The 21,461-nt window shown below is 69.6% G+C and carries 20 protein-coding genes; 1 reads left to right on the top strand and 19 read right to left on the bottom strand.

Annotated elements, in window-relative coordinates; translation table 11 throughout:
- Positions 1-152: 152 nt before the first annotated feature.
- The 19 genes from OG588_RS41595 to OG588_RS41505 form a co-directional block, all read right to left on the bottom strand.
- Entirely contained in the window at positions 153-1,022 is an 870-nt protein-coding gene (locus OG588_RS41595) for an ABC transporter permease (protein WP_366095059.1), read from the bottom strand.
- 32 nt (positions 1,023-1,054) lie between these two features.
- Positions 1,055-2,098, bottom strand: a complete 1,044-nt coding sequence (locus OG588_RS41590; RefSeq protein WP_405951759.1) for an ABC transporter substrate-binding protein — start codon at positions 2,096-2,098, stop codon at positions 1,055-1,057.
- An 11-nt stretch (positions 2,099-2,109) separates the two neighbouring features.
- Positions 2,110-3,687, bottom strand: a complete 1,578-nt coding sequence (locus OG588_RS41585) for a carboxylesterase/lipase family protein (protein WP_405951758.1) — start codon at positions 3,685-3,687, stop codon at positions 2,110-2,112.
- Between the two features lie 45 nt (positions 3,688-3,732).
- Positions 3,733-4,476, bottom strand: a complete 744-nt coding sequence (locus OG588_RS41580; RefSeq protein WP_405951757.1) for a GntR family transcriptional regulator — start codon at positions 4,474-4,476, stop codon at positions 3,733-3,735.
- 62 nt (positions 4,477-4,538) lie between these two features.
- Complete coding sequence (locus tag OG588_RS41575; RefSeq protein ID WP_405951756.1) at positions 4,539-5,399, bottom strand: amidohydrolase family protein; 861 nt, start codon at positions 5,397-5,399, stop codon at positions 4,539-4,541.
- 33 nt (positions 5,400-5,432) lie between these two features.
- Positions 5,433-6,407, bottom strand: a complete 975-nt coding sequence (locus tag OG588_RS41570; RefSeq protein WP_405951755.1) for an ABC transporter substrate-binding protein — start codon at positions 6,405-6,407, stop codon at positions 5,433-5,435.
- A 30-nt stretch (positions 6,408-6,437) separates the two neighbouring features.
- Positions 6,438-7,328, bottom strand: a complete 891-nt coding sequence (locus tag OG588_RS41565) for a hypothetical protein (RefSeq protein WP_405951754.1) — start codon at positions 7,326-7,328, stop codon at positions 6,438-6,440.
- Positions 7,325-8,485: a DUF3500 domain-containing protein gene (locus tag OG588_RS41560; RefSeq protein WP_405951753.1), complete on the bottom strand. Its 1,161-nt coding sequence runs from the start codon at positions 8,483-8,485 to the stop codon at positions 7,325-7,327. Before OG588_RS41560 ends, OG588_RS41565 begins: the two co-directional genes overlap by 4 nt.
- Before the next feature lie 12 nt (positions 8,486-8,497).
- Positions 8,498-9,403 carry a hypothetical protein gene (locus OG588_RS41555; protein ID WP_405951752.1) on the bottom strand — a complete coding sequence of 302 codons (906 nt, stop codon included), beginning with the start codon at positions 9,401-9,403 and terminating at the stop codon, positions 8,498-8,500.
- Entirely contained in the window at positions 9,400-11,052 is a 1,653-nt protein-coding gene (locus tag OG588_RS41550; protein ID WP_405951751.1) for a thiamine pyrophosphate-binding protein, read from the bottom strand. The genes OG588_RS41555 and OG588_RS41550 overlap by 4 nt, the downstream gene beginning before the upstream one ends.
- Positions 11,049-12,134, bottom strand: coding sequence for an amidohydrolase family protein (locus OG588_RS41545; protein ID WP_405951750.1), 1,086 nt, complete (start codon positions 12,132-12,134; stop codon positions 11,049-11,051). Before OG588_RS41545 ends, OG588_RS41550 begins: the two co-directional genes overlap by 4 nt.
- On the bottom strand, positions 12,131-13,012 hold the full coding sequence (locus tag OG588_RS41540) for an HpcH/HpaI aldolase/citrate lyase family protein (RefSeq protein WP_405951749.1): 882 nt from the start codon (positions 13,010-13,012) through the stop codon (positions 12,131-12,133). The genes OG588_RS41545 and OG588_RS41540 overlap by 4 nt, the downstream gene beginning before the upstream one ends.
- Positions 12,990-13,601 carry an SRPBCC domain-containing protein gene (locus OG588_RS41535; protein WP_405951748.1) on the bottom strand — a complete coding sequence of 204 codons (612 nt, stop codon included), beginning with the start codon at positions 13,599-13,601 and terminating at the stop codon, positions 12,990-12,992. The genes OG588_RS41540 and OG588_RS41535 overlap by 23 nt, the downstream gene beginning before the upstream one ends.
- Before the next feature lie 86 nt (positions 13,602-13,687).
- Positions 13,688-14,494, bottom strand: a complete 807-nt coding sequence (locus OG588_RS41530) for an ABC transporter ATP-binding protein (protein ID WP_405951747.1) — start codon at positions 14,492-14,494, stop codon at positions 13,688-13,690.
- 255 nt (positions 14,495-14,749) lie between these two features.
- On the bottom strand, positions 14,750-15,913 hold the full coding sequence (locus OG588_RS41525) for a lactonase family protein (RefSeq protein ID WP_405951746.1): 1,164 nt from the start codon (positions 15,911-15,913) through the stop codon (positions 14,750-14,752).
- Positions 15,914-16,064: 151 nt separating this feature from the next.
- Positions 16,065-16,760, bottom strand: coding sequence for a response regulator (locus tag OG588_RS41520; RefSeq protein WP_405951745.1), 696 nt, complete (start codon positions 16,758-16,760; stop codon positions 16,065-16,067).
- The gene (locus OG588_RS41515; RefSeq protein ID WP_405951744.1) at positions 16,757-18,094 is read right to left on the bottom strand and encodes a sensor histidine kinase; all 1,338 of its coding nucleotides are present in this window, start codon (positions 18,092-18,094) and stop codon (positions 16,757-16,759) included. The genes OG588_RS41520 and OG588_RS41515 overlap by 4 nt, the downstream gene beginning before the upstream one ends.
- A gap of 127 nt (positions 18,095-18,221) precedes the next feature.
- Positions 18,222-19,067, bottom strand: coding sequence for an ABC transporter permease (locus OG588_RS41510; protein WP_405951743.1), 846 nt, complete (start codon positions 19,065-19,067; stop codon positions 18,222-18,224).
- Positions 19,064-19,999 carry an ABC transporter ATP-binding protein gene (locus OG588_RS41505; RefSeq protein ID WP_405953341.1) on the bottom strand — a complete coding sequence of 312 codons (936 nt, stop codon included), beginning with the start codon at positions 19,997-19,999 and terminating at the stop codon, positions 19,064-19,066. The genes OG588_RS41510 and OG588_RS41505 overlap by 4 nt, the downstream gene beginning before the upstream one ends.
- 304 nt (positions 20,000-20,303) lie before the next feature.
- Here OG588_RS41505 and OG588_RS41500 point away from each other — a divergent pair, with 304 nt between their 5' ends.
- Positions 20,304-21,416: an arabinogalactan endo-beta-1,4-galactanase gene (locus OG588_RS41500; protein WP_405951742.1), complete on the top strand. Its 1,113-nt coding sequence runs from the start codon at positions 20,304-20,306 to the stop codon at positions 21,414-21,416.
- Positions 21,417-21,461 lie beyond the last annotated feature (45 nt).

Below are 21,461 nucleotides of genomic sequence, written 5' to 3'. Positions count from 1 at the left end.
CCCTAGTGGGTCTCCTGCGTCGTCGCAGGCGGTGCTTCGTGCTGACGGGATCAGCCTGTCCCGGGGGAGTCGCGGGGTCGACGGGTTTCCTGTTGCCCGTCGGGGGGACGCGTGGGAAACCCGCGTTGAGCAGGGATGTTGTGGGCCGACGGTCAACCGGCGCGTCGCTCGTTCGGCCTCCGTGGACCGAGTCCCAGTCGCTTCAGCGCGTACTTGTCGAGCCAGCTCAGCACCCCGTTCAGGATGAGGGTCATCACCACCAGGACGATCAGGCCGGCGAACTCGGTCGCCGCGTCGAGGTTCATGGCCGAGGTGAACAGTTCGTGGCCGACGCCTTCGGAGGAGGCGATGAACTCGCCACCGATGACGCCGAGGATCGCGAGCGGGCCGCCGGTCTTGAGGGCGGCGAAGAAGGGGGCGGCGAGGGTGGGGATCGTGACGTAGCCGAGGACGTGGTGGCGGCGGCCACCCATCACCTGGACGATCTCGACGAGTTCCCGCTCGCGCAGGCGCAGGCCGAGGTAGACGTTGTAGAAGACGACGAAGGACACGCCCGTGACGGCGATGTTGATCTTCGACCAGGGGCCGATGCCGAAGAACAGCAGGAAGAGCGGGGCGAGGGCGATCTTGGGGATGCCGTTGACGGCGGCGACCAGGGGTTCCAGGACCCGGCCGGCGAGCGGGAAGGAGCCCAGGAGGAGGCCCATCACCGTGCCGAGGACCACGCCGATGGCGAATCCGGCGGCCACCTCGATCGACGTCACCTTTATATCGGTCCAACCGGAGGAGGAGCCGAGCAGTTTCCACAGGGCGTGCGACACGTCGGTCGGCTTGCTGACCGCGTACTCGGGGACGACCGGTCCGCTCATCACCTGCCAGAGGACCAGACAGAGCGCGATCACCGCTAGGCGCAGGGCCACCACGGTGGCGGTGTCGCGCCAGCGGTCGTTGTTCCTGCGACGTCGTTCGGTCGCGACCGCGACCTCGGTCGTGCTCTCGGGGGTGTCGGTGGCAGTCGCCATCGTCTGCTCCTTCCGCTCTCGCGCCGGCCGTGTCATGGCAGGTACTTGTTGGTCCAGTCGCTCGTGGTGACCTTGGCTCCGTCGGGGAGCGCGCCTATCGCGTCGATGAAGGCCGTCGTGGTGTTCCAAGTGGCGGCGTCCATCGAGGACTTGGCCGGCCAGTCGACCTGTTCGAGGCTGCCTTCGAGAACCTTGGCCGGTACGCCCGGCAGCGCCTTCTGCGCGACGGCCAGCACGGTCTTGTCCTGCTTGTCGGCGAGGTGGGTCCGCATGTAGGCGGTGCCCTGCTGTACGGCCGTGACGAACTTCTTCGCGATGTCGGCGTGGCCGCTCGCGTAGCTCTTCTGGGCCACCACGAACTGGCTGTATCCGGAGTGCGTGGCGTCCCACTCGGGCACGGTCAGAGGCGTCGCTACGACGATGCCGTCGCCGGAGTCCGCGATCTGCAGGGGCAGCGGCTCCGAGGTGACGAACCAGTCGATCTCGTGGTTGTTGAGCGCGGCCTTGTCGGCGACCGGGCTGGGCAGCGACACCCACTTGAGCTTGGTGGGGTCGACGCCGTGGGACTTGAGGAAGATCCCGGCCTCGGCCTTGGTGTTGGCCGAGCTGGCGCCCGCGGTGGAGTCGGCCAGGGCCGTGGCGACATCGGCGGCCGGGGTGGCGGCGGTCAGGCCGTGGTCCTGGGCGAACTTCTTGCTGACGACGAGCCCGAGCGGGTTGCCGAGCCCGTCAGCGGCGAGCGCGGTCTCCGGGAGTCCCTTGGAGAGCGCGGTCACGAACCCGGTCGGGCTGTCGTGGAGGAACTGCACGGAGCCCGCCTGGAGGGCCGAGGGTCCGGTCGCGGCGGTCAGCGTCACGTACTTGATCTTGAGGCCCTGCTTGCGGAAGTAGCCGTTGGCGTCGGCCACTTTGAGGGGCAGGTCGAAGATGTTGCCGCCGGTGCCGACCGTCACGGTGGTGAGTCCGTCGGCGCTCGCCGAGGAGTCGCCGCCGCACGCGGTCAGCAGGGCCGTGCCGAGCGCCATGGTCGCCGCCAGCGCGACGGCGGTACGGGGGTCCGCGGTGCGTAGTCTCATGAGGTCTCCTGTCACCATGCCTGCTGCGTACGGAAGAAGCGCTTCCAGAAGTCGAGCCGGGCGGGCTCCGCGACCGGGACCGGTCCAAAGCCCTCGCCGACCTGCATGACCGTCGCCGAATCCGGGTTGTACGGCGGCCAGTTGGGCAATCCGGGCCCGTTGGGGTCGCCGGTGGCGACGAAGTTGGCCCAGTAGCCGGACATGGTCGCCGCGACGGCCCGGTCCTCGGCGGTCCACTCGGCGTCGTCCTGGTCGAGGTTGTCGAGGACGAAGTCGATCTCGGAGCTGTGTGAGGCGCGCCGCGGGTCCTGCCCGCGCGCCGGGGAACGGTGGGTCCAGAAGTACGTGTAGACCGGGCGGTCCGCGTGCCGGGTCCAGTCCGTGCCCCAAAGGAACGTGGAAATACGGGCGTTGTCGCGTACGGCCGCGCTGTGGGCCCGGCCCGCCGCGTCGTCGTCGGTCGCCGGGTACAGCCGCAGGAACTCGTCGGCCATCTCACCGAACTTGCGGTGGGCCGCGGCCGTGAAGTCGTCGAGGGTGACGTGGACGGGCGGCATACCCGGCCGCCAGGCCTTCTTGCCGGCCGTACGGTAGGCGGCGAAGGTGCTCTCGGGGACGGCTCCGCTCTCGTCGCGGTTGTTGCCGGCGAGGTAACTCACCTTGTTCTGAAGCCCTTTGGCGTACGTCTCGTCGTATCCGGCGGGAAGCACCCGGCCGTCGACGACGGGCCGGAACAGCGGCGGCTTCGCTGAACTGCCGGTCTCCACAAGGGAGTCGACGGCCGCGTCCCCCTCGACGAGTTTCTGCCACGACAGCGACCGCAGCCGCGCGAGCGAGGGCCCGCCGCGTTCCTCGGCATACCGTGCGCCCGCGCTCTCGGCATCGGGCAGGGTGCGGTACGACGTTGCCAGGTAGCGGAGTTCGGGGTCACGTGAGTGGCGTGCGTGACTCTGGGCGACGGCGCGGTGGAAGAGGCCCTGGGCGAGCGGGGACATGGCCAGGAAGTTGACGGCTCCGGCGCCGGCCGACTGTCCGGCGATGGTGACGCGGTCGGGGTCGCCAGCGAAGTTGGTGATGTTGTCCCGGACCCAGCGCAGGACAGCGACGCAGTCGAGGAGGCCGTAGTTGCCGGAGGCGTGGTGTCCGGACTCGGCGCTGAGTTCGGGGGTGGCGAGGAAACCGAAGGCGCCCAGGCGGTAGTTGAAGGTGACGACGACCAGGCCTTTGCGGGCGAGGGCCTCGCCGTCGTAGCGGGGGCTCGCGCCGGTGCCGACGCGGAAGCCGCCGCCGTAGATCCAGACCAGGACCGGGCGGCGCTCCTCGGTGGAGGTTGCACCGGTCCAAATGTTGAGGTTCAGGCAGTCCTCGCTCATCGGGAGGTCGATGCCGGCGATCTCGCCGCCCGGGGCCTGCGGGCACATCGGGCCGAACGTGTCGGCCGTGCGCACACCCGGCCAGGTCGGCGGGGGTTGGGGCGGGCGCCAGCGCAACTCCCCCACCGGGGGCGCCGCGTAGGGGATGCCCCGGAACACGGTGAGCGTGCGGTCGCGGCCCGGTATGCCCTCCACCAGCCCTGCTTCGGTTTCCACTGGGTGGCGCATGAAGACCCTTTCTCGTGTGCGGCGAGTGGTCGGTCAGTCGGTGGCGTGGGCGGGGCTGTGGTGGGTGGGGCTGTCGTGGGTGGCGCTGTCGTGGGTGGACCGCAGCAGGAGTGCCTGGCGGGCGGAGGCCACGTGGTGGCGCATCGCGGCGACGGCCGCCTCGGGGTTGCGGGTGACGATGGCGAGGAGGATCGCCTGGTGCTCCTCCAGCGAACCTGCGCGGGGGTGCGGGGCCGAGAGGTTGCGGTACTGGCGCATGACGAGCGGGTAGAGCAGGGTGTCGTAGGCCTTGGCGAGGGTCTGCTGGTGGGCGGCCTGTTTGACCTGCTGGTGGAAGAGGCGGTTGCCGCGCGAGTAGGCGGCCTGGTCGCCGCGTGCCTTGCAGTCCTCCATCTCCCGGAGGGTGGCGCGGAGTTGAGCGATCTCCTCGTCGGTGGCGCGTTCGGCGGCCTTCCCGGCGAGGGCGGACTCCAGCGTCTCGCGGGCCTCCAGGATGTCGGCGGCCTCCTCGACGGAGAAACTGCGGGTGCGGACACCGCGGTTGACCTCGCTGGTGACGTAGCCCTCCTGGGTGAGCCGGACCAGGACCGCCCGCATGGTGCTGCGCGAAACGTTGAACATCCTGGTCAGGTCGGCCTCGGTGAGCCGGGTGCCCGGCTCGACGCTGCCCGACAGGAGCAGTGAGCGCAGTCCGTCGTAGGCCTGGCTGTGCCGGGTGGGCGACGTCCGGCCCGGATCCACGACGTCGTCGTAGCCGCTGATGTCCACCTTGATCACCTGTGTGTTCTCGGAAGGGGTTGCCGGCCGCTGATGTCGGCCGTTCCGGGAGTATGTCCCGTTCAGGCGCCTTCTTCGGTCAGCCCGGGGTACAGCCGTCGTGCCGTGCCGGCGAAGATCGCCTGCCGGGCGTCGTCCGGGAGTACGGCGAGGACGTCCTCCGCGAGTCGCAGCAGTTCGGGCAACGACTGCTCTGCGGCAGGGCAGTTGGAGCCCCACGCGATCCGGTCGGCGCCGTACGCGGTTACGACGGGTTCGAGGAAGTCGGCCGCCGCGTCTCCGGCGTCGTACAGCCGCTCCAGATTGCGATGGGTGAGTTTCAGGAACAGGCCCGGGTGCTGGGCGAGTTCGGCGACGTCGGCACCGGCGCGGGCGGGCGAGGCGGCGATGTCCGGGTAGCCGATGTGGTCGAGGAGGACCCGGACGTCCGGGAACCGCTCCAGCACCTGCCGAAGTTGCTTGGTCGCCGCCCCGAGCCGCATCTGGAGACAGACGGTGATGCCCAACTCCCCCGCCCGGCACCAGAATTCGTACGTCTCCGGAGCGGCGAACCACTCCCCCTGCGTCGGCACCGTGCTGCCGCTCGTGAACAGCCGCACCCCGGCGAGACCACCGTCGCCGACCGCGTTCGCAAGGATGTCGGCGGCGTGTGCCCGCAACGGATCGAAGGTGCCGACGGCGACGAAGCGTCCGGGGCGACTCCGGGAGCTCTCGACGACGTAGGAGTTGTCGTAGCCGTAGGCCGTGGTGGCCTGGACGAGGACAGCCTGGCCGATGCCCGCAGCGTCCATGCGGGTCACCATGCCGGCGGCGGTCACCGGCCGGGACTCGGCCCACGCCGACTGCTTGCCGCCGATCGGCGCCCGCGGGTACCGGGCCTGGTCCTCCGAGATGATGTGGCAGTGTGCGTCGACCACGTCCATGGTCCAACTCCCTTGTGCGGTATGTCGTTTCGGTCAGGCGTCGGGGTGATCGCCGGCGGCGAACAGGGTGTGCGGGCCGGTGGGGAAGTCCGGGTCGAGGAGGCCCTGGTCCCGGGAGAACCGCACGAGCGCGGCGAGGCTCGGCTCGTTGGCGTCGAAGCCGTAGGGGACGGGGTCGCCGCCGATCTGCCGTGCCTGTCGGGCGAACCGGGACTGCGTCAACCAGTTGGGGTCGGCGGCGAGTTGCTTCCGTTTGCTGTCGACGAAGGCCGTGTAGAGCTTGGCGGGGAGGGCGGGGTCGCGGGCGACGAGGTCGGAGCGGAGCGCGATGAGGGAGTGCAGCGGGTAGACGCCGGTGCGCAAGTACCAGTCCACGGCAAGGACTTCGGCGTCGGGGAAGAGTGGGTACGGGCCGTCGCCGACCCCCTCGTCCGCCGCCGCCCAGCCCGCCCGGGGTGCGCCCGCCCGGCCGGTGCCCGCGTTGCCGGTGAACGCGGCGTCGATGTCACCCGCGCGCAGCAGCTCGCCCAACGACCGTCCGTCCGCGACCCGTTCGACGTTCGGCGGGGTACGGCCCTCGATGTGGTCGTCGTCGTCCACCACCCAGGTGATCTTCTCGACGTCCACGCCGTACTGCTCACTCAGGATGCCGCGCACCCACACCCCGGTGGTCACCGTGTACGCGCGCACCCCGACCCGGCGGCCTTCCAGATCGCGGGGCACCCGGATGCCCGAGTCCTCGGCGCACTGCACGTCCCCGTGGTGGAAACGGCGGTTGAGGAACACCGGGATCGCGGTGAGCGGCACACCCTCTTGTCTGGCCATCAGGTAGGAGACGGGGGCGAGTTCGCACACGTCGAACTCCAGGTCGCGGATCATCCGCCGGTAGGCGCCGATGACCGGCCGGACCTCGACCGGCTCGATCCGGTACCCGTCCACCTCGACCTCGCCGTCGAGGAGCGCCTGCCCGTGCGGGTACTCCCCGAGGGCTACCGAGAGCTTCTGCATTCCCTGCCTTCCGATCGTTGGGTGTGCCGACTACGGCCGTGCGCCAGAGCCCTGGCCGCCGAGTCGCGCGGGCTCCACTCCGAGGGCCGCGCAACTCCCCGCCACCAGCTCGTCGAAGGTGACGGGACGTGACAACACGCCCTGCTCCAAGGCGTATTGGGCGACCTGCGCGACCGGGCCGCGCAGCGCCTCGAAGCCGACGGGGCTGAAGTCCACGGGGCTGGTCGGCGGGATCGCGGCGCGCATCGCGTCGTAGGCGGCGCAGAGGGCTGCGGAGTGCTCGCGGGCGGCTGCCTCGGCGACGCCGATGACGTGGTTGACGGGGGCGAACTCCTTGGCCAGCGCCCACTGTTGGGCCACGTCGGACGCGTACGGGATGGCGGTGCGGATACGGTCGTCGGCCGGGAGTTCGTTGCCCATGATCCCGAAGTCGAGGCACCCTTCGAGGAAGTCCGCCTGGAGCCGGGCGCCTTCGGGGGCCCGCTTCACCCAGGCCGGGTCCTCGTGCCCGTCGACATGGCCGTCCTCGTACACGACCCAGTCGACGTTCCGCAGGTCCGCCCCGTACTGCTCGCTCAGGAAACCGCGCACCCACACGCCGGTGGTCTGGCTCCAGGACCGGACGCCGACGGTGCGTCCCTCGATGTCGGCGACGGTCAACTCGCCGCAGGTGACAAGGGTTTGGTGCTGGTGGCGGCCGAGTGTGGTGACCGGGAGCAGCACGACGGGTTTCCCGTGGGCGACGGCCTGGAGCAGCGTGACGATCGCCAGCTCGCAGAGGTCCACGTCCGTGTCGTTGACGAAACCGCGTGAGGCCTTGTGCACGGGCCGTACGTCGATTCGTTCGAGGTCCGTCCCGGTGGCGCGGACGGCGGTCTCCGCGGCGGCCGCGAGGTCGTCACGGCCCAGAACCATCTTCATCCCGTGCTCCTCTTCCGATGGAACCGCTCGTGGTGCCGGCGCAGCAGATCGGTCCCGTAGTCGTTGCCGTTCGGGGTGCGGACCACTGTGTGGATGTGCTTGCGCGAGGGCACGTCGTTGTCGAACATGACCCCGGCCTGGTGCTCGAACTCGACGAGGATCACCGGGCTGTGGAGGCGGTAGTAGAAGGCGTCGTCCGGTCCGCCCTCGCCGATCCAGGCGAAGCGGGTGTCCGCGAGGTGGGCGGTGACCTCGTCCATGCGGACCCGTGCGTGACCGTCGGCGGCGCGGTTGACGTAGAGGCCCATGAGCTCCGCCGCGATCGCTCGCTGGCCCGAGGTCAGTTCGCTCAACGGCAGGCCCTGATGGGCGAGTTCGAAGTTGTCGCGGAAGGCTCCGACGAACAGGTCGGGCGGCAGCTCGTCCGCGATCACCGCCCGTTCCCGCTGACGGCGCGTCAGCGTGGTGAACAGCTCCTGCCCTACGGCCTCTTCACGCCGGAAGACGGTCGTGCCTGCGTACTTCCCGGACGTGGCGGTCACCGGTTCGGCGCCCAGGAAGGTGGGCGTCAGCACCATCTGGTCGCCGACGAAGACGCAGTTGACGTTGACGTGGTGGCCGTCGAGCTGCCAACCCCAGGGGCGGCCGTTCTCGGGCTCGCCGTAGACGCTGAACCAGTACAGCCACTCGTTCAACAGGTCCTCCTCACCGCGGAGTTCGCCGATGGTGAGGTTGAGATGCATCAGGTCGACGACCTGGGTGTAGCCGTAGGCGCTGAGACTGGCGCGGACGAGGTCCAGGGCACGGTGTCGTCTCTCGTCGTCGAGGTCCTCAAGGCACAGGCCGTGGCGGAGGAAGTACCGTGCTCCGTTCGCCCAGTGACGCCATGTCACGTCGTCGATGGGGAACCTGCCGGCGGCCAGTTGCGTCGGCGAGAGCGCGGCGAGATAGTCCTCCGCCGCCTGTCGTACCGGGCCGATGACCACACCGGTGTCACGGAGAGGGAAGAGATCCGGGCGCAGGCCGTCCGGTGCGGCCACTCCGCGGAAGGGTTCGGCCGCCGCGCGGCGGCGCCAGTCGACCTTCGCGAGGAGGTCCGGTGTCCACTGGTCGGGGCGCCGGGTGGGGGCGCTCGGCCGGTGTCGTAGTCCTGTCATCGCTGCCTCCTCTCAGCTTCCTCGGACGAACGCTGTTTCCTTCTCGATCGCGCCCACGTCCACGGGGGTGCGCACGAGTTCCTGTTCCAGGGCGTAACGCCCGGCGATCTCGAGGCAGTTGGCGAATGGAACGGTCCAACCGGCGGCCACCGCGCGGCCGGCCGGTGAGTCGTCGCGCTCCGGCGCGGTGGCGGCGATGGCATCCCTGAGGGCGCGGTACAGCGCGAGTACCGCCTCCGGCTGGGAGCGCAGGACATCGTCGCGGACGACGACCACGTGGTTGGCGGGAACAGTCCCGTGCCGGTCGATCCAGGCGAGGCCCGCCGCCTCCGCGTCGGGGATCAGCGGGACCAGGCCCTCGCCCTGCCCGCCGATCGCGCGCGGGCCGAGCACGGCCGCCTCGACCTCCCCTCCGCGCAACAGGTCGGCGACCCGCCCGGCCTTGGACCGTTCCACGTAGGGCGGTTCGCGGTACTGGGCGACGTGGGGTTCCTCGGTGGTGACCCAGGTGACGTCGGAGGCTTCGACGCCGTACTCCTCGCGCAGGATGCCGCGCACCCACAGGCCGGTGGTCTGGCTGTACGAGCGCACGCCCACCCGGCGGCCGATGAGCCCGCCCGGAGTGAGATCCGGACCGTCCGGGAGACGGGTCAGGGAGCGGTGGTGGGTACCACCGATCATCACGACCGGGAGCAGGGTGACCGGGACGCCGGCCTCGCGGGCCTGGAGGTAAGTGGCGAGAGCCAACTCGCAGACGTCGTAGTCCAGTTGGCGGACCATGCGGGCGAACGCCGGGTACAGCGGAGAGGCCTCGACGAAGCGGCAGTCGCCGCCCAGGACGGGGGTCTCCTTCAGGTGGCGGGTGTGCGGGTAGTCGCCCAGCAGGACGGTCAGCGGTGTCATCGGTGCCCGGCTCATACGTCCTCGCCGTACATGAGGCGGCGGTAGGGGACGCTCAGCACCTCGCGGGTGATGCGGACGTCGATCACGGTGGGCCGGGGTGCGCGGACGAATTCCGCGACGGCGGCGGTCAGTTCGGCCGGGGTGCGGACCGTGGCGCCTCCCCCGCCGAGGGCCACCGCGACGGGGCCGAGCTCCGGAGTCGGGATGAGGGCGAGGTTCGGATCGAGGCCCTTGGAACGGGACTTGTGGTATTCGGCGCCGAGTCCCTCGTCGTTCATGACGACGACGAGCAGCGGGATGCCGTACCGGCAGGCCGTCTCGAACTCGGAGAGGTGCATCAGGAAGCTGGCGTCGCCCTCGACCACGAACCCGGGCCGCCTGCCCTCGGCGACGAGTCGCCCGATCGCGAGGAGTGGGGCCTGGCCGATGGCGCCGAACATGCCGTAGTTGGAGAGGACTTCGCGGGAGCGCTGGAACAGCATGGTGCCGAAGTCGACCTGGTGCCCGCTGCCGAGCACCAGGCCCATCTCGCCGGGGAGTTCGTCGTCCAGGATGCGGATCGCCTGGCGCGGGTCGATGCGGCCCGGTTCGCCGACGTACGACGCCGGGGGTTGGAGCGGTTCGGCGAGGCGGCGCAGTACGTCGTCGGTGTGGAAGCCGTCGAGCTGGACCGAGCGTTCTTCCAAGGCGCGGCTCAACTCCCCTACTGCGGTGACCGCGTCGGCCTGGATGTAGCAGTCGGCGGCCCTGCCGTTGCCCATAACGATGTGCGGGGAGACGTCGATCTGGATGTACCGGGCGTCGGGGAAGAGGTAGCCGTGCTCGATGGTGTAGCTGTTGAGGCTGGCGCCCACCGCGATCACGCAGTCGGCTTCCTGGAGGAGCTCCGTGGCCGTCTTGCTGCCGAACAGCCCGGCGAGGCCGACGTGGTAACGGGTGCTGTCGCACAGCCAGTTCTTCGCCTGGAGGGTGGTGGCGAGGAGGGCACCGGTCCGCTGCTGGAGGGCGAGCACCTCACCGCCGGCGCCCGCGCGGCGCGCCCCGCGTCCGGCGACGATGACCACGCGCTTGCTGGCCCGGACGATGTCGCAGGCCGCGGCGATCCGGGCAGGGTCGGGCAGCAGCCGGGGACTGTCGAGGAGGGCGAGGGAGGGAACGTACTCGTCGGCGTCCTCCAACTCCCCCTGCTGGATGTCGATCGGGGCGCTCAGCATCACCGGCCGTGACTCGGTGCGGGCCTGGTAGAAGGCGCGTTGTACGGCGTCCTGGGCCTGGTCGGGGCGGGAGAGGTGGACGAAGCCGCACTCGACGGCGGCGGCGAAGCGGCGCTGATCGAGATACTGCACGGCGCCCTGGTCGCCCCAACTGGTCTCGCCGCAGAAGGCGACCAGCGGGGTACGGGCGCGGTTCGCGACGATCATCGAGGTGGCCAGCTGCGAGGTGCCGGGACCGCTGGTCGTCGTAACGACCCCTGGGCGGCCGGTGGTTCGCGCCCAGCCGTCGGCCATGCCGAGGCCGGAGCCTTCGTGGCGCACCTCGTAGAGCCGGACGCCGCGCCGGTCGAGTGCGTTCATCCAGTGCATGTTGGCGTCGCCCATCATGCCGAAGACGTCGCTGGTGCCCTCCTTGACGAACGCCTCGGCGAGGGCTTCATAGGCCTTCAATTCCCGGCCTCCTTAAGGGTGTTGGACGGGACGGAAAGGGGTTGCGACGGGACGGACTTGAGCACGCCCTCCAGGCGTCCGAACACGCGCAGGGCGTTGCCGCCGTAGATCGCGCCGCGGTCCGTGTCGCTCAGCGTGTCGAGGGAGTCGAGGAGGTGTTTGGTGTCGTCGAAGCGGTGTCCGGTCTCGGGGTCCACGCTGCGGACGGCGCCGATCATCTCCGAGGCGAAGAGGATGTTCTCGGCGGGGATCACGTCGACCAGCAGTTGCATGCCGCGTTGGTGGTACACGCAGGTGTCGAAGTAGACGTTGCGCAGCACCGCTTCCTCCAGCGGCGGTCGGCCCTGGTCCTGCATGACGCCCCGGTAGCGGCCCCAGTGGTAGGGGACGGCGCCGCCGCCGTGCGGCAGGATCAGCTTCAGGGTCGGGAAGTCGGTGAACAGGTCGGACATGCACAGCTGCATGAACACCGCGGTGTCGCCGTTGAGGTAGTGCGCACAAGTCCCTTGCAGGGCGGGGTTCCTGGACATCGCGACATGGACCATCGCGGGGACGTCGAGTTCGACGAGCTTCTCGTAGAGCGGGTAGTACACCGGGTCGGTGAGGGGCGGTGCCTGCCAGTAGCCGTCCGAGGGGTCGGGGTTGAGGAGGCAGCCGACGAAGCCCAACTCCTCGACGCAGCGCTCCAGTTCGGTGACGGAGTTACGGATCGAGGCGGGCAGCGCGTCGCCCGGTGACTGGGGCAGCTGGCACACGCCGACGAACCGGCCGGGGAAGAGTCCGCACACCCGGCCGATCAGGTCGTTGCTGACCCGGGACCAGTCGAGGCTGGTGCTTTCGTCACCGTAGTGGTGGGCCATCTTCCCGGCGCCCGGGGAGAACAGTCCCAGGTCGGTGCCGCGCTCCAGCTGGAGCTTCAACTGGCCTTGTTCCACCGCGTTCTTGATCTCGTCGTCGGTGATGTGGAGTTCGTCGGGTGACACGCGGGCGCCGGATTCCTCGAAGGCGCGGATCTGCCGTTCGCGCCAACTGCCCAGCGCCGGTGGGGCGGTGGTGAAGTGGCCGTGGCTGTCGATGATCACTGGAGTCCCTCCCTTCCGGGGGTGCGGGCGGTCAGGGCGCGGCCCAGTTCGAGGCCCGGGTAGGAGCGCACGGGCGCCGACATGAGGAAGCGGTAGCCGTCGTCGAGGACCTGCTTGACGTTGTCGGCGGTGACATGCGGATGGCCGACGGCGACACCGCGCTCCCCGCAGACGTCGAGGACGCGGCGCTTGCACTCCAGGACGCGCGGATGCTCGTACTGGCGCGGTACGCCCAACTCCTGGCTCAGGTCGCCCTCGCCGATCAGGATCAGGCCGATGCCGGGGACCTGGTCGAGGATGTCGGGGAGGTTCTCGATGCCGCGCTGGTCCTCGATCATGAGGGCGACGAGGATCTCGCCGTCCGGGTCGAGCGGCCAGACGCCGCTTCGCGTGTAGTACTCGGCGTTGGTGATGCCCCAGTAGCGTGCCGCCGCGCCCGGGCTGTCGCCGCGCAGGCCGGCGGGCTCGTGGCGGGGGCTGCCGGGCAGGCTCGGGTAGCGGCAGGCCGCGACGGCGTTGCGGGCCTCGTCCACGGTGGTGATGTGCGGCCAGACGACGCCGTAAGCGCCCAGGTCGAGGACCTGTTTGGCGTGCCACTGCGCCTTCTCGCCGCCGTTGGCCGGGATGCGGACGAGCGGGGTGACGGCGGGTGCGAGGCTGTCGGCGGTGTGGATCTGACGGCGGTTCAGGAGGTACTGGAGGCTGTCCCGCAGGGCGGTGACGTCCCAGGGTTTGTGTTCGGTCTCGAAGACCAGGCCGTCGTAGTCGGTGGTGCTGAACTCGACGGCGGACGTGGGGTCGGGGGCGGCGAAGGAGACGAAGGCGTGGCGTCCCGAGGCCAGTGCGCCGATCACGTTATTGAGCCTGGGCGGGGTCATTGCCTGCCTCCTCGGTCGCCGCCGCTGTCGTCGACTCCCCGGACGGGGAAGGTTTCTGACGTCGCGTCAGGATCCTTGTCCACCAGGCGCGCAGGCGTCCGATCAGCCCGGCGGGGTGTGCCGGTGCTCGCACCTCGACTCCGGCGCACCGCTGGATCAGCTCCACCGAGAACTCCCGGGTCATCCGCGAGACCATCGCCCCGGCGCCGGACTCGACCAACGGGGCGAGTCTGCCGTTGAGTTGGACCTCGCCCAGTACGCTCACGCGGGAGTCGCCCGGCCTCTCGCCCTCGGTCACCCGGAACTTGGCGCGGGCATTGAAGCGGGTTCCGCCCTGGCCGTCCCTACCGCGGGCGGAGAGGCGGCCCTCGTGGTCGGACTCGGTGAGATCCAGGGCGACTCTGGCGGCGAAACTCACCTTCATCGCGCCGAACTTGACGACGAGGGTTCCGTCGAAGGAGCCGTCGTCGTGGGCCTCGCCGAGTTCGGCGCCGTTGATGCAGGCGACGACCTCGGAGGGGTTCGACACGACCTCCCAGACTCGTTTCGGTGGACTCGGTACGGCGATCTCTTCAGCGATCGATATCAACGCTGGGCACCTCGCAGGGCAGCATGGCGACTGGGCGGATCGATGGATCAGCAGGCGGGTCGATGAATCAGCAGGTGGGAACGCGTCTACGCGCCCGCGTCCGACGTCTGCAACTGGGACTTGAACAGGCTCCACAGGTCGTTGTAGAGCTCCGAGAACTCACGTGACTCGACGAGGGAGCCGATGCTGCGGGGCCGTTCGAAGGGGACGGGCAGCACCCGGCGGATGGTGCCGGGGCCGTCGGACATCACGATGACCTCGTCGGCGAGGTAGATCGCCTCGTTCAGGTCGTGCGTCACGAAGACGAGTGTGCCGCCGCGCTCCCCCTCCCAGAGGTTGAGCAGGTCCTGCTGGAGCTTGAGCCGGGTGATCGCGTCCAGCGGTCCGAAAGGTTCGTCCATCAGCACGATGGACGGGTTGTAGATGAGGGCGCGGGCGATCGCGCAGCGTTTCTGCATGCCGCCGGAGAGCTCGCGCGGGTAGTGGTCCTCGAATCCGGTGAGGCCAACGACCTTCACCCAGTGGGCGATCCGCTGCTCCCGCTCGTCCCTGGGGACCTTGCGGAACTTCAAGGCGAGTCCGATGTTGGCCCGGACGCTCAGCCAGGGCAGCAGGTTGGCCTGCTGAGTGACGTACGCGGCCTCGGAGTTGACGGCGTCGACCGGTTCGCCGTCGAAGTGGACGCGGCCCAGGGTCGGGGAGAGCAGTCCGGCGGCCAGGTTGAGGATCGTGCTCTTGCCGCAGCCGCTGGGTCCGATGACGGCGACGAACTTGCCTCGCTCGACCTGGAACGACACGTCCTCGATGGCCGGCCGTCGGCTTCCCGGGAACTGGAGGGTGACGTGGTCGAAGCGGAGGGCTTCAGAGTGGGGTGGGCGCTGATTGTTCGACAACTTGGTCTCCTTGCCCGGCCTACACGTAGGGGTTGGGGGGAGGGTGAACCTGCGCTCGCTTCGGATTGTCCGACAAGCGATGCAGCGAACGTAACAGTGGCGACCCATGGCGGCAAGAAGTGTGCAGCAAGAACATGTCGGCTCTTCGGGCTCAAGATCCTTGCCGCACATGATTGTTGGACAATCACGCACGGCCGGACCTCCAGGTACGGCTGGATGTCCAAGTACGGCTGGGCCTCCAGGTACAGCTGGACCTCAGCGCGCGCAGATGGCGACGCAGTCGGGGTTCGGTATCACGAGGGAGTTCCCGGTGCCGGTCAGCAGCCCGGAGCGGAGGTCTACGGCGAACACGTCGAAGGTGCTGCTCGCCTCGTTGGCGACGAACAGCCAGCGCCCGCCCGGGTGGACGGTGAAGCTCCACGGCTTCAGTCCCCCGCAGGGGATGCGCTGGAGGAGGGAGAGCAGCCCGGTCCGCCGCTCGACCGCGTACACAACGAGCGTGTTCTCACCGCGACTTGAGGCGTAGACGAAGCGCCCGTCGCTGCTGATGGCCAGCTCGGCGCCGCTCTTGGTGCCGGTGAAGTCCGGTGAGTCGATCGCGAGACTCTGACGCCGCGTCAACTCCCCCGATCTGCCGTCCCAGTCGAGGAGTTGGAGCTCCGCCGTCAGCTCGGTCAGCAGATACGCCTTGCGTTTGTCGGGGTGGAAGACGACCCGTCTCGGGCCCGCACCGGCGTCGGTGGCGTAGGTGCCGGGTCCGCCCTCGCCGGGCGACAGCGCACCCGTCGTACCGTCGAAGCCGTAGACGAAGACGCGGTCGGCGCCGAGGTCCGGGACCAGGGCGTGGCGGCGGCCCGGTGCCACGACGACCTCGTGCGGGTGCGGGCCCAACTGCCGTGGGCTGGGCCCCGATCCGGTGTCGGCGACGACCGAGACCGGCGCGCCGAGCCCGCCGTTCCGGCGGATCGGGAGGGAAACGGCAAGGCCCGCCTCGAAGTTGGCGACAAGCAGCGTGTCGGAGGGGCGGTCCACGCCGAGGTACGACAGACCGCCACCGGCCGTTCCGCCGGCGTCCGTGCTCACCTGGCCGGTCTGCGTCAGCGCGCCGGTCACACGGTCGATGTCGAAGACGGTGACGATTCCGCCGTCCAGTTGGCTGCCGACGTAGAGGATCGGACGGTCGGGGTGCGCTGTCACCCAGCCCGAACTGACCTGGGCCACTGGCCCGTTGGAGGTCAGGGTTCCTTGGACGGGGTCGAAACGGACCCCGTAGACCTGCCCGCCGTTCCACGTGCCGACGTAGAGCAGATCGGGTCTCACCTGCGGTGCGGCCTCGGCACCCGGTGCCGCGACGGTCAACGGCACGGTCGCCGCGGTCGCCGTCGCCGCCATCGCGCTCAACATCGTTCTGCGGGACACAGCCCCTTTGATCTCGACCATGGGAAACAACAGTTGCCCCGATGCGCCGCAGCGTCCACCTCGGCTACGAAGCTGTGCGTGCGGGCAGTGCAACCTAAGGTTTCACGATGCCTAAGGACAGCCCAGGGGACAGCCCTGGGGACAACTCGGCCTACTGGTCAGGAGCGTTGGGGCGGGCGAGGCCGAGGTCGTAGGCGAGGATCACTGCCTGGATGCGGTCGCGGGCGCCGACCTTCGCCAGGACGCGGCCGACGTGGGTCTTCACCGTGGACTCGGAGAGGAAGAGGCGCTCGGCGATCTCGCCGTTGGTCCAGCCCCGGCCCATGGCGACGAGGATTTCGCGCTCGCGTTCGGTGAGGGCGCGGATGCGGGGGTCGTCCGTCGCGGGTGCCGCCGCGGGTCCCCCCGCCGGTGAACTCCTCGGCAGGTGCTGGGCGTAGGCGTCCAGCAGGCGGCGGGTGAGTGCGGGGGCGATGACCGCGTCGCCGGAGGCCACCGCGCGGATGCCGGCGAGGAGTTCCTCGGGGTGGGCGTCCTTGAGGAGGAAGCCGCTGGCTCCCGCGCGCAGTGCCTCGTGGGCGTACTCGTCGAGGTCGAAGGTGGTCAGGATGAGGACGCGGGAGCGGTCGCCGGCCGCGACGACCCGACGGGTGGCCTCGATGCCGTCCATACCCGGCATGCGTACGTCCATCAGGATCACGTCGGGACGCAGTTCGGCCGCCATGCGTACCGCCTCGCCGCCGTGCGCGGCCTCGCCGACCACCTCGGTGTCGGGGTTGGCCTCCAACAGCATCCGGAATCCCAGGCGTTGGAGGGGCTGATCGTCCACGATGAGCACGGTCGTCATACCGCTCCCCCGGTCGTCCCAGTCGTCCCGGTCGTCCCGGTGAGCGGGGTGGGGTCGAGGGTGGCCCGTACCGTCCAGCCCCCGCCGGGGGCGGGGCCCGCGGTGACGGTGCCGTTGTAGAGGGCGGCGCGTTCTCTCATGCCGGCGAGTCCGTGTCCTTCGTCGTGGCTGGGTGCGGGTCCGGTGATGGTCGCGGCCGGGCCGGTGTCGTGGCAGTCGATGTGCACCCCTGCGTCCTCGACGTTCACCGTCAGGTCGACGCGGGTGTCGTGGCCCGCGTGCTTGAGGGCGTTGGTCAGGGCCTCCTGCACGATGCGGTACACGGTGAGTTGGACCCCGCGGTCGAGGGCGGCCGGGTCGCCGCCGGTGCGGTACACGACCTGGGGGCCGGCCGCGCGGATGCGGGCGCACAGGGCGTCGAGGTCGGCGATGCCCGGCTGGGGGCTGAGTTCGGGCGCGTCCGGTGTGGCGGTTTGGACGCGCAACACGCCCAGCATGCGGCGGAGTTCACCGAGTGCCTGGCGGCCGGTGTCGCCGATGAGGAGGAGGGCCTGCTTTCCTCGCTCGGGGGCGAGGTCGGTGGCGTAGGCGCCGCCGTCGGCGAGGGTGATGATGACGGAGAGGTTGTGGCCGATGATGTCGTGCATCTCCCGTGCCACGCGGGTGCGTTCGGTGGCCGCGGCGAGTTTGCTGCGCTGGTCGCGTTCGATCTCCAGGCGGGCCGCACGGTCGCGCAGTACGGCGAGCTGGGCGCGCCGGATGCGGACGACGAGGCCGAGCGCGACGGCCGCGGTGATCGTGCTGAACAGGACGAACAGCGCGTCCAGGACCGGCACTTGGGACGGCAGCCGGAGAGCGAACAGCCCGAGGGCGGCGAGGGTCACAGCGCAGGCGACGGGCAGCCGCCGCAGCTGCCCGTGCAGGACCAGGCTGTAGAGGGAGATGAGCAGGGCGACGTCAGCTCGCAGCCAGACACCCAGCCCGGCCTGGACGAAGAACACCGCGGCGATCAGGGCGAAGGCCAGGGTCGGCCGGCGGCGCCGCCACAGCAGCGGCAGCACCAGACCCGCCTGTAGGACGACGGTCGCCGGCCACGGCAGATGGATGAAGCTGTTGTCGAAGCCACGCCGTCGGCCGTCGTCGTCGTCCACCAGGTCCGGCAGGCAGAACATCATCACGACCAGGGCGATCAGGGCCGTGTCCAGCACCCACGGGTGTCTCCGGTCGCCCTGCTTGATCCGTCGGCCGAACCGGGACAGCCCACCCGCCAGGGGGTGGCTCCACGGGAGGTCCGCCTCGCCGAAGGGCGCGTGGGCAGAGTCGTCGAGGCTCATCGATGTCACTGGTCCGGGTTCATGGAGGTCACCTGTCCATTGTGGGGCCGCCCCGCGCGAACCACCGGCGCGGCACCCGCCCCGTGAACAGGCCGGATGCCGCGCCGTGGCCGCGGGGGGAATCGGCTCAGGCGTCGGTCTTGAGCAGCCGGTAGGCGGCTCCGCCCAGCGCGAGCGCCGTCCAGGCGAGGAAGACCAGGAGTCCGGCGCCGGGCGAGAGGGTCGTCGAGTCGTGGGTGAGCGAGAACATCGCCTCGCCCGCGTTGCTCGGCAGATAGGGGCTGATGTTGTCCTGCCACGAGCTGGGCAGCAGCGAGATCAGCCCGGGCACCAGCATCAGCGAGGCGACCAGCACCGAGATACCGCCGGCCACCGAGCGGAGCCATGCTCCCAGCGCGGTGCCGATCACGCCGACGAGCCCGAGGTAGAGACCGGCACCGAGCAGGCTGCGGACGACTCCGGAGTGGGAGAACGTGAGGGCCGCGGGCGTGCCGGAGACGATGCCGCTCGCGATCGGGAACGCGACGAACACCCCGACGAGGGCGACCCCGAAGGCGACCACACCGAACACCAGGGCCTTGGACCACAGCACCGGCAGGCGACGCGGTACGGCGGCCAGAGTGGAGCGGATCATGCCGGTGGAGTACTCGCCGGCGGTGACCAGGACGCCCAGCACCCCGAGGGCGAGCTGAGCAAAGTTCGTGCCGAAGAGGGAGATGCCGAGCGCGGTGGCGTTGGCGTCGTCCGGCCGCAGGTGGCCCGAGCCGTACTCGGACTTGTAGTGCGCGGCGGAGATCAGGCCGAACGCGATCAGGAACAACAGGCCGAGGCCCAGGGTGATCCAGGTGGAGCGCAGGGACCACAACTTGGCCCACTCGGAGCGCAGCACGCGGCGGACGGTGACCTTGTAAGGCGGACGGGCCGGTTTCGCCGCTACGGGTGCGGCGCTGTCGGTCGCGGTGATGGTGCTCACGCGGCCCTCCCGGGGGTCTCGACGGTGGTGGAGCCGTGGTATTCGACGGCGTCCCGGGTCAGGTCCATGAACGCCTGCTCCAACGAGACGGTGCGCGCGCTGAGTTCGAAGAGCGGGATTCGATGCTCGGCCGCCCTGATGCCGATGGCCCGCGCGGTCAGCCCGGTGACGTGCAGCTCCTCGGAGCCGATCTCGCCGCTGATCTCCACGCCGGGACCGGCGAGGACCTCGCGCAGCCTGGCCGGTTGTTCGGAGGCCACGGTGACGGTGTCGCCGCCCGCGTGGCGGACGAGGTCCTGCACGGTGGTGTCGGCCAGCAGCCGCCCCCGTCCGACGACGATCAAGTGGTCGGCGACCAGCGCCATTTCACTCATCAGGTGCGAGGAGACGAAGACGGTACGGCCGTCCGCCGCGAGCCCGGTCAGCAGGTTGCGGATCCACAACACACCTTCGGGATCAAGGCCGTTGACGGGTTCGTCGAGCATGACGGTCGCCGGGTCGCCGAGCAACGCGGCTGCGATGCCCAGCCGTTGGCCCATGCCGAGGGAGAAGGCCCCGGCCCGCTTCTTCGCCACGGACTGCAGCCCGGTCATCTCGATGACCTCGTCGACCCGGCGGCGCGGGATGCCGTGCGTGTGGGCCTGTGCCATCAGGTGGTCGAACGCGGAGCGGCCCGGGTGGATCGACTTGGCCTCAAGGAGCGCGCCGACCTCCTGGAGCGGCGCGCTGTGCTCGGCGTAGGGCTTGCCGTTGACCGTGACGGTGCCGCTGGTGGGTGCGTCCAGGCCGACGATCATGCGCATCGTGGTGGATTTCCCGGCGCCGTTCGGGCCCAGGAACCCGGTGACCGTACCGGGTTTCACGACGAAGTCCAGCCGGTCGACCGCCGTCTTCTCCCCGTACCGCTTCGTCAGCTGCTGCGCCTCGATCATCGACATCCCTCACGCTCACGTGCCACCGCCCCCACTGGGCCTTCCCACCGGCAACGCTAGGAGGGCGGGGGGTTCAAAACCGTCGTACCGGGGGGTCATTGAGGGCGCGGGCGTAGTACCCCGGTACCACTGTGCCCACACGGTTGTGTACGTTCCCATCCCACTTGCTCGTTCGAGACGCCCACCAACTGCGGGAAATACAACCGACACACATATTTACAGCGCCTGTTACCTCTCCTACTGTGAACGTTCTCAGACCCATCCGCATGCGCATGTCAGTCGACCCAAGGAGGTCGGGTACCCCGTGAAAATCCCGGGCCGCATAGTGAAGGCCGCCTTGTTGCTGGCCGCAGTCGCCCTGCCGGCGGCGATGCTCACCCCCACGAACGCCGCTGCCGCGAACTCGCTCACCATGCTCGGCGCCGACGTCTCGTCCGCGCAGCGCGCGATCGACCTCGGCGCCAAGTACTACGACTCCAGCGGGACTGCCAAGGACCCGCTCGACATCCTGAAGGGCGCAGGCGTCAACTACGTCCGCCTGCGGATCTGGAACAACCCCGCCAGCGGCTACAACAACAAGGCGAAGGTGCTGGCGTACGCGAAGCAGGTCAAGGCCAAGGGCCTCAAGCTGCTGATCGACTTCCACTACTCGGACACCTGGGCCGACCCGGGCAAGCAGTACAAGCCCGCCGCCTGGTCGAGCCACGGCATCAGCGCGCTGCAGACCGACGTCTACAACTACACTTACGACGTCTGCAACAGTCTCAAGTCCCAGGGCACCACCCCGGACAGCGTGCAGATCGGCAACGAGATCAACGTCGGCATGCTGTGGGACGACGGCAAGGTCGTCAACAACAGCTTCACCAACCTCGGGCTACTGCTGAAGTCGGGCTACAACGCGACCAAGGCGTGCAACAGTTCCACCCAGGTGATCATCCACACGGCCGACGCGGACAGCGACTCCAACGCCCGCTGGTTCTACGACGGCATCAAGGCCCAGGGCGTCAACTGGGACATCACCGGGCTGAGTTACTACTGCATGTGGCACGGCACGCTGGCCAACATGGGCAGCGTCGTCTCGGACATGAAGTCGCGCTACGGCAAGGACGTCATCATCGCGGAGACTGCCTACCCGTTCACGACGTCCGACGCTGACGGCACCGCCAACTCGGTGACTACGGGCTGCTCAGGCTATCCACTCACGTGGGCGGGCCAAGGTGCGGAGTTCACTGCGGTGCAGAACACGGCCCGGAGCGCGGGAGCGATCGGCGTCTTCTACTGGGAGCCGACCTGGTACGCGGTCACCGGCAACGGCTGGGACCCGGCCAACATCTCGGGCAGCGGGGACGGTTGGGACAACATGGCGATCTTCAACTGGACCGGCCAGGTGAATCCGAACGTGAAGTGGACGCCGTAGAGCGGTAGTTCGGTGCGCGACGCCTGAGGGGGGCGGAGAACGGCG

Origin of the sequence: Streptomyces prunicolor, assembly GCF_045162825.1 — a bacterium.
In the GTDB taxonomy this organism is placed as follows: Bacteria; Actinomycetota; Actinomycetes; order Streptomycetales; family Streptomycetaceae; genus Streptomyces; species Streptomyces prunicolor.
Note: the sequence above shows the minus strand (reverse complement) of the source record. Positions and strands in the feature narration are given on the sequence as shown.